Annotated in this window: 11 protein-coding genes, 1 tRNA gene and 1 other RNA gene; 4 read left to right on the top strand and 9 right to left on the bottom strand. The window is 67.7% G+C overall.

Translation table 11 applies throughout. From position 1 onward, the window contains the following. Nucleotides 1-35 precede the first annotated feature (35 nt). Complete coding sequence (locus H977_RS0114440; protein ID WP_029108525.1) at nucleotides 36-608, top strand: TetR/AcrR family transcriptional regulator; 573 nt, start codon at nucleotides 36-38, stop codon at nucleotides 606-608. Nucleotides 609-618: 10 nt separating this feature from the next. Here H977_RS0114440 and H977_RS0114435 read toward each other — a convergent pair whose 3' ends face one another. From H977_RS0114435 to H977_RS0114405, 7 genes are all read right to left on the bottom strand, one after another. After that, entirely contained in the window at nucleotides 619-1185 is a 567-nt protein-coding gene (locus H977_RS0114435) for a TetR/AcrR family transcriptional regulator (protein ID WP_036475933.1), read from the bottom strand. A gap of 4 nt (nucleotides 1186-1189) precedes the next feature. Then, nucleotides 1190-1657 (bottom strand): GreA/GreB family elongation factor, encoded by a 468-nt coding sequence (locus tag H977_RS0114430; RefSeq protein WP_029108523.1) that lies wholly within the window; start codon nucleotides 1655-1657, stop codon nucleotides 1190-1192. A 95-nt stretch (nucleotides 1658-1752) separates the two neighbouring features. Continuing rightward, the gene (locus H977_RS0114425) at nucleotides 1753-3003 is read right to left on the bottom strand and encodes an NAD(P)/FAD-dependent oxidoreductase (RefSeq protein ID WP_029108522.1); all 1251 of its coding nucleotides are present in this window, start codon (nucleotides 3001-3003) and stop codon (nucleotides 1753-1755) included. 87 nt (nucleotides 3004-3090) lie between these two features. Then, nucleotides 3091-4620: a PucR family transcriptional regulator gene (locus tag H977_RS0114420; RefSeq protein ID WP_029108521.1), complete on the bottom strand. Its 1530-nt coding sequence runs from the start codon at nucleotides 4618-4620 to the stop codon at nucleotides 3091-3093. Between the two features lie 3 nt (nucleotides 4621-4623). After that, nucleotides 4624-5646 (bottom strand): S1C family serine protease, encoded by a 1023-nt coding sequence (locus tag H977_RS0114415; protein ID WP_029108520.1) that lies wholly within the window; start codon nucleotides 5644-5646, stop codon nucleotides 4624-4626. A gap of 50 nt (nucleotides 5647-5696) precedes the next feature. Then, complete coding sequence (gene lucA, locus H977_RS0114410) at nucleotides 5697-6461, bottom strand: lipid uptake coordinator LucA (protein WP_029108519.1); 765 nt, start codon at nucleotides 6459-6461, stop codon at nucleotides 5697-5699. A gap of 82 nt (nucleotides 6462-6543) precedes the next feature. Continuing rightward, a tRNA-Ser gene (locus H977_RS0114405) sits at nucleotides 6544-6629 on the bottom strand. 69 nt (nucleotides 6630-6698) lie between these two features. Between H977_RS0114405 and ffs the strand changes: the two genes are divergently transcribed. The 3 genes from ffs (at nucleotide 6699) to H977_RS0114395 (ending at nucleotide 10199) form a co-directional block, all read left to right on the top strand. After that, nucleotides 6699-6793: signal recognition particle sRNA small type (gene ffs, locus H977_RS34860), an RNA gene on the top strand. Between the two features lie 35 nt (nucleotides 6794-6828). After that, on the top strand, nucleotides 6829-8112 hold the full coding sequence (locus H977_RS0114400; protein WP_029108518.1) for an aspartate aminotransferase type Ic: 1284 nt from the start codon (nucleotides 6829-6831) through the stop codon (nucleotides 8110-8112). A gap of 26 nt (nucleotides 8113-8138) precedes the next feature. Continuing rightward, the gene (locus tag H977_RS0114395; protein ID WP_029108517.1) at nucleotides 8139-10199 is read left to right on the top strand and encodes a DNA polymerase III subunits gamma/tau; all 2061 of its coding nucleotides are present in this window, start codon (nucleotides 8139-8141) and stop codon (nucleotides 10197-10199) included. Nucleotides 10200-10387: 188 nt separating this feature from the next. Here H977_RS0114395 and H977_RS0114390 read toward each other — a convergent pair whose 3' ends face one another. After that, complete coding sequence (locus H977_RS0114390; protein WP_029108516.1) at nucleotides 10388-11701, bottom strand: class I SAM-dependent methyltransferase; 1314 nt, start codon at nucleotides 11699-11701, stop codon at nucleotides 10388-10390. A gap of 13 nt (nucleotides 11702-11714) precedes the next feature. Continuing rightward, nucleotides 11715-13106, bottom strand: a complete 1392-nt coding sequence (locus H977_RS0114385; RefSeq protein WP_029108515.1) for an FAD-binding oxidoreductase — start codon at nucleotides 13104-13106, stop codon at nucleotides 11715-11717. Nucleotides 13107-13127 lie beyond the last annotated feature (21 nt).

The following is a 13127-nucleotide window of genomic DNA, read 5'->3' as shown; positions in this document are numbered from 1 at the left end:
AGACTTGCGCGCGGATATTCCCTAGCGTTCTCGGCATGGGTTCCACACGACCACGCAATGCTGCGGACACCCGCGAAGCGATCCTGCAATCGGCCATCCGCCACTTCGCGCTGTCCGGCTATGACGGTGTCGGCGTTCGAGAGATCGCGCGAGGCGCCGGGGTCACCGCGATGCTGGTGAACCGTTACTTCGGGTCCAAAGAGCAGCTGTTCGCCGAGGCGGTCGAAACCTCGTTCGCGCCACCGGCGATCGTCGGCGAGCAACCAGACACTCTCGCACGCGATATGGCGACCGCGCTGGTCGAGCGCTCCGACCCGGACGCCGATCCGCTGGAGCCGTTCCTGATCATGCTCCGCTCTGTCTCGAATCCCGTCGCCGTCGACATCGTGCGTGACGCGATCGCGCGCCACGTCGGCCGGCGGTTGGGCCGCCAGCTCGCCGAGCCCGGCCGGCGGCTCCGCACCGACGCGATGTTGTCGTTGGTCAGTGGTGTCCTTCTGATGCGCCGGGTGATGCGCAGCCCAGGCTTGACCGAATGCGATACCGGCCAATTGACCGAGCTGTTCGAGCGCCTGTTCTCCACGATCATCGACGCCGACCTGGGCTGAGAGCCAGGAGTCAACGCGTCAGCATCAGGTCCAGAAAACGTTCGTAGCGGTCGGCGGCGGTCAGCGCGTCGGCCGAGTCCATGAGATGCAGCGCCCCGATGCCCGTGGCGAAGGTGGCCTGACCCCGCAGACTCGCGTCCTCGGGGGCGAACCCGTAGTCGATGTAGGCCTTGGTGACGGCGACCAGGACCCGGTGATCGGCCGCGCGCACGTTGGCCGCGGCGATGTCGTCGGACCTCGCCCACTCGCGCATCGCGCGTTCCAAGGTCCAGTGCTGTGGGCTGAGCAATTGCTTCATCATTCGCGACAGGCGTTCGCGCGGGGGCACATCCTCAAGTTCGGCCAGCGCGCGGCGGTCCTGTTCCAGAAACGCATTCCACGACGCCACCAGGGCGGCCCGGTAGCCCTTCATGTCGGTGAAGTGCCAGTAGAAGCTGCCCCGGGTGGCGCCGATCTGTTCGCAGAGCCGCTCGATCTTCAGCGCCCGCATCCCGTCGGAGGCAAGCAAGGCATACCCGGCCTGGATCCAGTCGTCGGCGGTCAAGCTGCCGGGCGTGCCCTTGCGTTCACCTGCCATCCCCTCAGGTTAAGGCGCGTACCTCATGCATCCCGAACGGCACCGCGCTGATCAGCGTGACCGGCACGGCCTCCCCGCTGGGCACCGGATAGTGGCGCTGCTCGCCGGGGCGCGCGCCGACGATGGCCTCGCCCAGCGGTGAGTTCACCGAATAGACCTCCAGATCGCCGTACTCGGCGCCGCGGATGCCCAGCAGGAATGTCTCGGTCTCATCGGTCTGGTCATAGCGCACCGTCAACACCATGCCCGGTTCGGCCACACCGTCGTCGGGCGGATCCTCACCGATGACGGCATTGAGCAGCAGATCGTGGATCTGCTGGATGCGGGTCTGGCGGGCCCGCTGGACGGCCACCTGGTTCTCGTCGGAATCCTCGGCCGCTTCACCTGAGATCAAGTCGCGCAGCGTCGACAGCTCGGCCTGCAGGCGTTCATGGGCCTGTGGGGATAACCAAACACGTTGGCTCACAGTCATTGTGCTTTCCTTCCGGTGATGCGGCTGCCGTCAGGGGCGGGCTCGCGCGCCGCCCCTGACGGCTTGTCGGCCCGTCAGGGCGAAGTCGTGAATTGTCAGCGCAGCGGGTCGAATTCCCGTAGGACTTCGGGTTGCTTTCCGGTGGTGATGTATTCGGCCAGCAGCCGGCCGGTCACGGGGCCGTGGGCCAGGCCCCACATGCCGTGACCGCCCGCCACGTAAATCCCTTGTGCCACTTCACCGATCAGCGGTCTCCCGTCCGGGGTGACCGGTCGCGGGCCCACCCACACGTCGGTGCGGGCGTCCCAGTCCACATCGTCGAGCAGTGGGGCAGCGGAGGCGATGATGGCGTCGACTCGCGGCGGTTGCAGCGGATCGTCGGGGGAGCGGAACTCCATGGTTCCGGCCACCCGCAGTCCGCCCGCGTACGGCGTGCACGCGACGCGGGCGTCGGGCAGGTAGATGGGGCCCAGGATCGGCCGGTGCACCGGCACGGTGAACGAGTAACCACGTCCGGCCTGCACGGGTGTACGGACCCACGGCTTGGCGAGCTTCGACAGCCACGCCCCGGTGGCGATCACCGCGGTGTCCGCCGTCAGGGAGCGGTCCGCCAGATCCACGGTTACCGTCGCTCCCTCGGCGCGAACATCGGTGACCTCGCCGATGACCAATTCCGCGCCTCTGGCGACGACGGCATCGCCGAGTGCCTGCACGAACCGGCCCGGGTCGACGAAGCGCTGGCCCTCGACGCTGATGCCTGCGGTGATCGCCGCCGACGCCAGGGGAACGTGCTCACGCAGCGCGGCACCGGACAGGCCGGTGACCGTGACGGTCTGCCCGACAGCGGCCATCCGGCGTAGTTCGGTCATCAGATGTTCGGCCTGATGGGTGGTTTCGAACAGGGCGGTGATCGGTCCGTCGGTGGTGGGCACCGCCACCCCGTTGGCGGTCAGTACGTCGTAGGCCTCCAGGCACTCCTCGTTGAGTGGCACGTTGGCTTTGGCGGCCCTCGTCCACGTCGACATCCGGCAGTTCAGCGCGAACCGGGCCAGGAACGCCAACAGTCGGGGACCCGGGGACAGCGGGATGTGCAGCGGCGCGGACGCGTCGAACAGCGACCGCAGGCCATACCGCAGCACCGCTGGATCGTTGAGTGGGATGGTCAGCGTCGGCGAAACCCAGCCGGCATTGCCCCACGATGCACCCGCGGCCACCCCGCGGCGGTCGACCACGGTGACCTCGACCCCGCGCTCCTGAAGAAACCATGCCGTGGACAGGCCGACAATGCCTGCACCCACGACCACCGCTGACCGCGGTCCGCCGTCAATGCGCTCGACCCCATTCATGCACCCATGGTGGGCCTGATCAGACCCTCCTGGTTTGCAGCATTCCGACAATCACAGGTGCGGCGATTGTCGGCCCACGACAATTCGCTAGGGCGATTCCTCGGTCGCGGCGAGTTCGATCATCATCGCCAGCCGCTTGCGCGGGTCGGCCAGGTCGAGCTGGGTCAGGTCGATCATCTTGCGCAGCCGGTAGCGCACGGTGTTCTCGTGGACGCCGAGGGCTCGTCCGGCACCGGCCAGATCGCCCTGGGCCTCCAACCAGGCCCGCAGCGTGCCTGCATACTGCGTGCCATGAGCCTGATCGTGGGCCCGCAACTCGGCGACCGGGCCGCGCTGCGGGGCTCGGCCGGAGCGGGCCGCGATCCGCAGGCGCTGCAGCAGGATCTCGTCCCACGCCTCGTCGTAGACCGGCGCCGGACCCTCGCGCCGCACCTCGTGCAGGGCCAGGCATTCGTCGGCCTCACTGCGGGCCAGCGCCAGTTCAGCGGCGGTGGCAGGGCCGCTGATCCCGGCCAGTACGGTCACGCGCTCGGGCAGCGCGGCGCGTAACCCCGTCACCCAACCGCTCGCGGCTTCGGCCTCGGCGCCGGGAAGCACGGTGTAGACGGTGTTGCCGGCCAGGGCGCTGCGGCCGGGGCGTGACCAGCCGAAGCCCGCGGTCGCCCGCTCGAACGCCAGCAGCAGCGCGGCATGCCGCTCGTCGCCGGTCTGGGCCCGCAGCGCGATCACCCGCAGCGGCGTCTGCGGCAGGCCCAGCCTGCTGGCCGCCGTGGTGGCGTCGGCGGCGCCCTCGAGCAGACGGATGACGAGCTCCGACTCCACCTGACGTTCCAGATCGGCGCTGGCCCGGGAGCGCAGTAGGTGCAGCGCCACCATGCGGGCGCCGTCGGCCAGCGCGGCCCGGCGCGCATCGGGCAACGGTTCCGCGCACGTCACCCAGATCGAGCCGAGCAGTTCTCGGCCGGCTCGCGCGGCCACCACCATGCGCCCGGTCAAGCCGCGCTCGTCGTCGCCTTCGACGAACATGGGCTCATCGGACTCGGCCAGGTGCCGGAACACGCCGCGAGCCTCGAACAGGGTGCGGAGCCGTTCCGGCGCCCCGCGGCTCAGGATCGTCTCGGCGCGGGCCGGATCGGCGTGCTGTTGCAGGCGCGAGTACGCCAGGACCGCGCTGCGCCGGTCCTCGATGGTGACCGAGCCGCCCACCGCGTCGGCGAGGCTGTCGGCCAGTGCGAACAAATCGGTTGGACCGCGCCCGGATTCGGTCTCGCGGCCCTCGAGCACGACGCCGTAGACCACCGCCGCCAACTCGCTCCAGGAGACTTCCGGCTCCACGGTCATCACCGCGATGCGATCGTCGACCACCGGCTCGTCGTCGTCGGGAACGTCAGGGCCGCGAACCAGCACCACCACGGCGCGTGCTGCCGCGGCCCACCGCACGGCTTCGGCGACCGAGGTGGCCCCGACCGCCAGCAAAACGTCACCGATGACCTGCCCGGGTTCGTGCATCACGACGCTGCGCAGCTCGGTGGAGCGCGGGGCCGATCCGGGTGCCGGGGCGCGCAGCCGCACCCCGTAGCCGCCCAGGACGTTGATCAGGCGGTCCAGTGTGACCACGGATTACGGCCCGGCAGCCAGCGTGGCCTTGCCGGTGCGCGGTTGACCGGCCTGGTCCAGCCAGGTCAAGCCGATGACATCGCCCGGATAATGCCGATCCAGAACCAGCGTCAGGGTCCGGGCCGAATCCAGCGGGGTGTCGTCGATGTTGGTGAGTAGATCCCCCGGGACCAGGCCGGCCGCTTCTGCGGGGCCGCCCGGGATGACGTCCTGGACGATCACGCCGCGGCTCTGGCGCTGCGCGGTACGTACTCCGACGCCGAGCATGGTCGGCGGTCCGATGTGCACCGTGCCCGACGGGTTACGGGCGCGGATCTGTCCGGCGACGGCCATCGCATTGTTGATCGGGATCGCGAATCCCTTGCCGCCCGGGCCCATTCGGAAGTTCACCGAAGCGGCCGTCGTCATACCGACGACCTGACCCGCATCGTTGACCACCGGGCCGCCGGAATCGCCGGCGCGTACCGGTGCGGCGAACTCGAACAGTCCGTTGATCTCGTCACTGGTGCCGGTCAGCTCGTCCTCGGCGTTGACGGTCCGGTTGAACGCGCTGACGGTCCCGACCTCGCGGGTCAGAGGAGAGCCACTGCCGCCGGCGTTACCGAGTGCGACGACGGGATGGCCCGGTGCCAATGCGGCCGAATCACCGATCGGTGCGGGAGGCAGGCCGGCCGCGCCGTGCAGCTGCAGCACGGCGATGTCGTTCTGCCGGTCGTAGCCGACCAGGTCGGCGGGGAAGCGCTGGCCGCCGACCGTGGCGCTGATCGTGTTCGCGCCCTGGACGACGTGATAGTTGGTCAGCACCTCACCGCTGGGAGACAGCACGATGCCGGTGCCGATGCCGTAAGCCTGCTGGTAGTCGACAACGGTGTCGATCCGCGCGACCGAGGGCTCGACCTGGGCGGCCACCGTCTCCGGGTCACCGGGCGCGGCAACGGCCGGCGCTGACGGCACCACGACGGCAGCCGCAGCGGTCAGTGCAGCCACGACGATGGTTCTGAACGGATGTGAGCCCACTTTGCTCATGTACCCATCTTGGCTGGATAAATACCCGATGTCGACGCGATTGGCGTCCGTCAGTCTTCGGTGGCTACTTCGCCGCGTGAACGCCGGCCTCGCCGCGTGATCCCGCTCTTGCTCGACGGCCGCCGGTTGCGAAGGGACTTGCCCTCGTCAGACTCGGCTTCAGTCTCGTCCTCGGCTTCGTCCGCGTCGGATTCAGCCTCGGCTTCGGTCTCTTCGGCCGCGGTCTCCTCGCCGGCTTCGTCTGCCGCGTCGGCAGCCTTCGCATCCTCGGTTTCCGCAACCTCTGTGGTCGCTTCGGTTGCCTCGGCCTCTTCGGCCTCGGCGGCCTTCTTCTTCTTGCGTCCGCGGCGTTCGGCCTTCTCGCGGACCTTGAGCGGCTTGGGCGGCGGGGGCGGAAGCTCTGCGGCAAAGGCCAGGTAGAAGGCGAAAATGCCGAGGAGGGCGATCGCGGCGGCGGCGCCGTAGACGCCGAACAGCCACGGCCCGAAGCTGTCGAGCGACAACCAGATCTCGGAGACCGCGGTACCGACGATCAGTACTGCGGCCAGCACGTGCAGGGAGATCGAGGCGGTCCGCAACCGCAGCGCCAGCTCCGGGGTGGACAGCTCGGGACGCTTGGTCCGCTGCAGAGTGAAGACCACCGGCAGGGCCGCGAGGCCGATCAGTGCCCCGGTGACGATGCGCAGGATCAGCCCGAGCGTCGGCGAGGTCTGACCCATGAGTTCGGGCCAGCGCGGAAGGACGAAAAAGAAGAACAGGCCGGCGGCCACGATCGAAAACGACACGTGCCAGATCACCGCGACGGTGCGGCCCATACTCCTCCTCGGTACTTAATTGGGCCGGGGTGCGAACCGCTGATCAGGGTTGATTCAGCAGGTCGCACCCCGGACCCGAGCGCGGAGGATAGGGGATTTGAACCCCTGAGGGCTGTTAACCCAACCCGCGTTCCAGGCGAGCGCCATAGGCCACTAGGCGAATCCTCCGTCGGCAATCGTAGCCGACGCCTGAACCAGTCCCGTAAACGCCGGGGACGGGGCGGGTATTACACTCGCTGTGGACCCCGCGCGGCGTCCATCCTGTGAACTCCCCCAGGGCCGGAAGGCAGCAAGGGTCAATGGGCTCTGGCGGGTGCGCGGGGTCCCCTTACGTTCAATCTCATTCAGCATCTGTGAAAGGCGCGCGGTGTCGTTCCTGTCTCTCGGCCGCGACGATCTGCTCGCGCAGCACGAAGCCCAACAGCGCAACTACGCAGAGCTGCAGGCCAAGAAGCTGAGCCTGGATCTGACCCGCGGTAAGCCGGCTCCCGAGCAGCTGGATCTGTCCAATGCGCTGCTGAGCCTGCCCGGCTCGGAAGCGGACTCCTACCGCGATCGCGAAGGCACCGATACCCGTAATTACGGCGGCCTGCACGGTCTGCCCGAGCTGCGGGAGATCTTCGGCGAGCTGCTCGGCATCCCGGTGCAGAACCTCATCGCCGGGAACAACGCGAGCCTGGAGATGATGCACGACGTCATCGTGTTCTCGCTGTTGCACGGTGGCGTGGATTCGGTGCGCCCCTGGGTTCGAGAGCCCGTCGTGAAGTTCCTCTGCCCGTCGCCCGGCTATGACCGGCATTTCGCCATCACCGAGTCCCTGGGAATCGAGATGATCCCGGTGCCGATGCGCGAGGACGGACCCGACGTCGACCTGATCGAGGAGCTCGTCGCCGCCGACCCGGCGATCAAGGGCATGTGGTGTGTTCCGGTGTACAGCAACCCGACGGGGGTCACCTTCTCCTGGGAGGTCGTCCGGCGCCTCGTCCAAATGCGTACGGCGGCAAGCGATTTCCGGTTGATGTGGGACAACGCCTACGCTGTTCACACTCTGACCGACGAGTTCATCCGTCAGGTGGATGTGCTGGGGCTGGCCGAGGCGGCCGGCAACCCGAACCGTCCGTTGGTGTTCGCCTCGACCTCGAAGATCACCTTCGCCGGGGCGGGCGTGAGCTTCCTGGGCGGCTCGCTGGGCAACATCGCCTGGTACCTGCAGCACGCGGGCAAGAAGTCGATCGGGCCGGACAAGGTCAACCAGCTGCGGCACAGCCGCTTCTTCGGTGACGCCGACGGCGTGCGGCTGCAGATGCAGCGCCACCGCCAGTTGATCGCCCCCAAGTTCGCCCTGGTGGCCGAGATCCTCGAGGAGCGGCTGGGTGAGTCGAAGATCGCGTCGTGGACCGATCCCAAGGGTGGCTACTTCGTGAGCATGGACGTGTGGCCCGGTACCGCCAAACGCACCGTCGCGCTGGCCAAGGACGCGGGCATCGCGGTCACCGAGGCGGGTTCGGCCTTCCCGTACCGCAAGGACCCCGAGGACAAGAACATCCGCATCGCGCCGACGTTCCCGTCCCTGCCCGATGTGCGCGAGGCGATCGACGGACTGGCCACCTGTGCCCTGCTGGCGGCCACCGAGTCACTGCTGGGCGACTAGTCGGGACCGGTAGGTAGCCTTCTCCCGTGGCTCTTTACCGCAAATACCGGCCGGCAACCTTCGCGGAAGTCGTTGGCCAGGAACATGTCACCGAGCCGCTATCTACTGCCCTGACCGCGGGCCGGATCAATCACGCATATTTGTTCTCAGGGCCACGCGGCTGCGGCAAGACATCCTCGGCGCGCATCCTGGCCCGTTCGCTCAACTGTGAGCAGGGCCCCACGCCCACACCCTGCGGAGTGTGCGATTCGTGCGTCGCGCTGGCGCCCAACGGCCCGGGCAACCTTGACGTCACCGAACTCGACGCGGCCAGCCACGGCGGTGTTGACGACACCCGTGAATTGCGTGACCGCGCGTTCTACGCGCCGGCCCAGTCGCGGTACCGCATCTTCATCATCGATGAAGCGCACATGGTCACCACAGCCGGTTTCAATGCGCTGCTCAAGATCGTCGAAGAGCCACCTGAGCATCTGATCTTCGTGTTCGCCACCACCGAACCGGAGAAGGTGCTGCCGACCATCCGGTCGCGCACGCACCACTATCCGTTCCGGCTGCTGGCGCCGCGCACCATGCGGCCGCTGCTCGAGCGCATCTGCGCCGAGGAGAACGTCAACGTCGACGCCGCGGTGTACCCGCTGGTCATCCGGGCCGGCGGCGGTTCACCGCGCGACACACTCTCGGTGCTCGATCAGCTGCTGGCCGGGTCCGAGCAGGGCGCCGACGGCAACCACATCACCTACCAGCGCGCGCTGGCCCTGCTCGGTGCCACCGACATGGCGCTCATCGACGATGCGGTCGAAGCGTTGGCGGCCGGAGATGCGGCCGCGTTGTTCGGTGCCGTGGAGTCGGTGATCGACGCGGGTCACGATCCGCGGCGCTTCGCCAACGATCTGCTGGAACGCTTCCGCGACTTGATCGTGCTGCAGGCCGTTCCCGACGCGGTCACCCGCGGTGTCGTGGACGCGCCGGCGGACGTGCTGGAACGGATGCGTGAGCAGGCTGCCAAGTTGGGCGCGGCGACGTTGACCCGCTATGCCGAGGTGGTGCACGCAGGCCTCGGCGAGATGCGGGGCGCGACGGCGCCGCGGCTGCTGCTCGAAGTCGTGTGTGCCCGGTTGCTGCTGCCCTCGGCGCACGACACCGAGTCGGCGATGTTGCAGCGCATCGAACGCATCGAGACCAGGCTGGACCTGTCGATCCCGGCCGGTGAGGCGTCGTCGTCATCGGCTTCGGCCGTCGGTTCGACCGAGCCGGCCAAGACGTTTGTTCGTCGCAGCCAGACCAGTCCTGCGCCCGCGGAGTCCCCGGCTCCTGCCCCCACGGAAGCCCCTCCCACACCCGCTCCCGCCGCCCCGCCTGCGCCCGCCGCCACGGAAGCTCCTCCCACTCCCGCTCCCGCGCCGCAAGCTGCGCCGCCACCGGCGCCTGCACCGGAACCGGTCGCGGCACCTGCCCCGCCGCCACCCACTCCGGAGCCCGAGCCTGAGCCGGAGCCCGCGCCATTGCCGCCCGAGCCAGACTTCGAACCCGAGCCCGCACCGGAACCCGAGCCCGAGGCGGTGCAGCCAACGGTTACCCCCGGCGGCGAGCCCAACGCTGCCGCCGTGCGCTCGATGTGGACGACGGTGCGCGAGAAGGTGCGTGAGCGCAGTCGTACCACCGAGGTGATGTTGTCAGGCGCGATCGTGCGGGCCGTCGAGGACAAAACCCTTGTGCTGTCCCATGAATCGCCACCGCTGGCCAAGCGGCTGACCGAGTCCCGCAATGCCGACGTGATCCGGGATGCGTTGAAGGATGCGCTCGGGGTGGACTGGCAGATCCGGTGTGAGGTCGGCACCGCCGAGGCGGCGCCGCCACCCCCGCCGCGCGCGGCCAAGCCTCCGCCACGGGTGCCAAGCCGGCCGGGCCGTGTCATTCCCGAACCCGATCCGGTGCCAGACCCCGAGCCCCCGCCGTCCCCGGAGGACGAGGAGGAAGAGATGCTCGCCGAGGCTTCGCAGAGTGAGGCCGGGCCGCGTCGCGATCCCGAAGAGGTCGCGCTCGAGCTGCTGCAGAACGAACTGGGTGCGCGAAAGATCGAGAGTTAGCGGTGTCGAGATTGCACTGAGGGTGTCGTAGGGGCGAATTCACGACCCTGCGTGCAATCTCGACGAGGCGAGGAACGTGGTCGATCACGAAACGTGGTATCGCCGGTGATATCACGTCTACAAATCGCCTACACGAAGCCTGCGCGGTGCTGGTGTGGCAGCTGGCGATTCAGCGGTCGGCGCTCGTCCTAGGGAACCCACCACGGCCGCAGCGGCAGGCCGCCGTCGTCACCGCGGTCATCGAGCTTGACGGCCAGAACCTGGTGTAGCTGAACCACATTCGTCTCGAAGCCCAGTCGGGAGCCGGCCATGTACAGGCCCCAGACCTTGGCCGTGGGCAGTCCCACCTCGGCAACCGCCTCGTCCCAGTGCTCGACGAGGTTGGCGCACCAGTCACGCAGGGTCATCGCGTAGTGGTTGCGCAGGTTCTCCTCGTGCATGACCTCGAGGCCGACATCCTGCACCTCGGCGATGATGCGACCCGAGCCCGTCAGTTCTCCGTCCGGGAACACGTAGCGGTCGATGAATCCTCCGGCGGCCGCGCCACTTCGGTTGTCGTGGCGGGTGATGCAGTGGTTGAGCAGGAGGCCGCCCGGACGCATCCTCGACTTCAGGAAACCGAAGTATGACGGGTAGTTGTGTACGCCGATGTGCTCGGTCAGGCCGATCGAGGACACCGCGTCGAACCCGGTTTCGACGATGTCGCGGTAGTCGCCGTGGCGCACCTCGGCCAGATCGCTCAGACCCTCCTTGGCGATGGCCTCCTGCGCCCACCGGGCCTGCTCCACCGACAGGGTCACCCCGAGCGCGTGGACGCCGTGGCGTGCGGCGTAGCGGACCATGCCGCCCCACCCGCAGCCCACATCGAGCAGCCGGTCGCCGGGCTGCAGCCGCAGCTTCTCGAACACCAGGCGGTATTTGTTGTCCTGCGCCTCTTCCAGGCTGGCATCGGCATCCGGATAGCACGCGCAGGTGTAGGTCATCGACGGCCCCAGCACCCATTCGTAGAAGGTGTTCGACACGTCGTAGTGATGATGGATTGCCTCGGCGTCACGAGTCTTGCTGTGTCGTAAGCCCTCTACCACTCGCCTCCACCGCGGCAGTGCCTCCTGGGGTGGCGGCGCGATGGGCTTGAAATGCTCGATACCGATGGACCGGACGATGTTGGCCAGCACCCGTGCGGAGGGACGTTTGAACGCCATCTTCTCCGCCAGCGCGCACAGCAGCGGGTACGGGTCGCCGGGATGTACCCCGTGCAATTCCAGATCGCCGGACACGTAGGCGCGGGCCAGGCCCAGATCCCCGGGCGCGGTTGCCAGGTACGTCGTGCCGCGCGGGGTCTTGAGGTCCAGGCCGAGCGCGGCATCGCTGGGACCGGACGTACTGCCGTCATAGGCGGTGAATTTCAGCGGCTGCGAGCCCGAGGCGAAGATCTCCAGGATCTCGGCCAGGCTGAGCTTGTGATCCCCTGCGTGCGTCGGGTGTTCTTTGAAGGTTGTCATCGCTGTTCTCCGTTCATCGGCGCAGGACGGCTTTCGAATACAGGTCGAACAAACGCGAATCGGGGTCGTAGGACTTCTTGACGGTCTTGTAGGTCTCGCCGCCGTAGAGCGCGTCGAAATCCTCCCGCTGGTAGTAGGAATCGGAATAGAGGGACTTGTGTCCGTCGAGCTCGCTGACCTTGGTCTCGATCAGCTTGTTGGTGTGGCCCTCGACCGGGCCGACGGGCACCGAGGACCAGAACCCGATGTTGACGTACGTGTGGTGGGCGCGAAGCGGGTACAGGGGCCAGCCCGCACTATTGCGTTCGTCCTCACGTAACCGCAGCGGGCACAACCAGATCGGCTCGATCGGCACGTTCTGCAGAAACCAGGTGAGGAAGTGCTCGCAATGCTCTACGGGCACCTCGATGTCCTGCACCACCCGCTCGCGGGGCGGACGGCCGTGATGTTTCTCGATCCGGTCGGCGATGTTGAACCGCTGGTCGTAGCCGACCAGTTTCCAGTAGAAGCTGCTGCGGCGGAGCCGGCGCGGCCAGAACCGCCGGATGGTGGGGTTCTGCGCGCCGAAAGCCCGCGAACACCAGAACCAGTCGGTGTCCCACCGCCACAGATAGTCGTGGATGGTCAGTCGGTCATGTTTTTCGCCGTGGGCATGCTGGATCGACCGGTAATAGATCTGCTGGCCGGTGTAATCGCTGACGGGGCCCGGCGTCGTCGTCTTGAAACCGACGCACAGGTAGCTTTCGTCGGCGCTGAACACCACGCCGTCGAGGTAATCGACCGGTTCGCCGTCGAGCCCACCGGTTTCGATGATCCGGTCCATCGCCGCGACGAGTTCGGTCAGAGAATGAAAACGCAGGTGGCGCAACGCGACAAAAGGCGTGACGGGCTCCAGCTCGATCCGCAACCGGGTGGAGTAGCCAAGCGTGCCATAAGAATTGGGAAAGGTGCGAAACAGGTCGGCGTGCTGTTGCTGTGAGGCGGTGACGATCTCGCCCGTTCCGGTGAGAATGTCCATCTCCAGCACCGATTCGTGCGGCAGACCGTTGCGGAACGACGTCGACTCGATACCGAGCCCGGTGACCGCGCCACCCAGCGTGATGGTCTTGAGTTGCGGCACCACCAGCGGGGCGAGGCCGTGCGGCAGCGTCGCGGCCACCAGATCCTCATAGGTGCACATGCCTGCCACGTCGGCGGTGCGGGCGTCGGTGTCGACGGCGATCACATTGGTGAGCCCCGACACGTCCAGGCCTTTGACATCGCTGCGAGCGCGCGCACGGAAGAGGTTCGACGTGGGCTTCGCAAGCCGCACGGTCGAATTGGGCGGTATGGCGCGGTAGCTGTCCAACAGGCGCTGCACGCCCATGGCATGGACAGCTTGTGCGTCGGTCGCAACAACAGACACACATATACGCTAGTCGGAGGT

This window comes from Mycobacterium sp. URHD0025, from assembly GCF_000426065.1.
Lineage (GTDB): Bacteria > Actinomycetota > Actinomycetes > Mycobacteriales > Mycobacteriaceae > Mycobacterium.
This window is presented reverse-complemented; position numbering and strand designations above follow the sequence as displayed.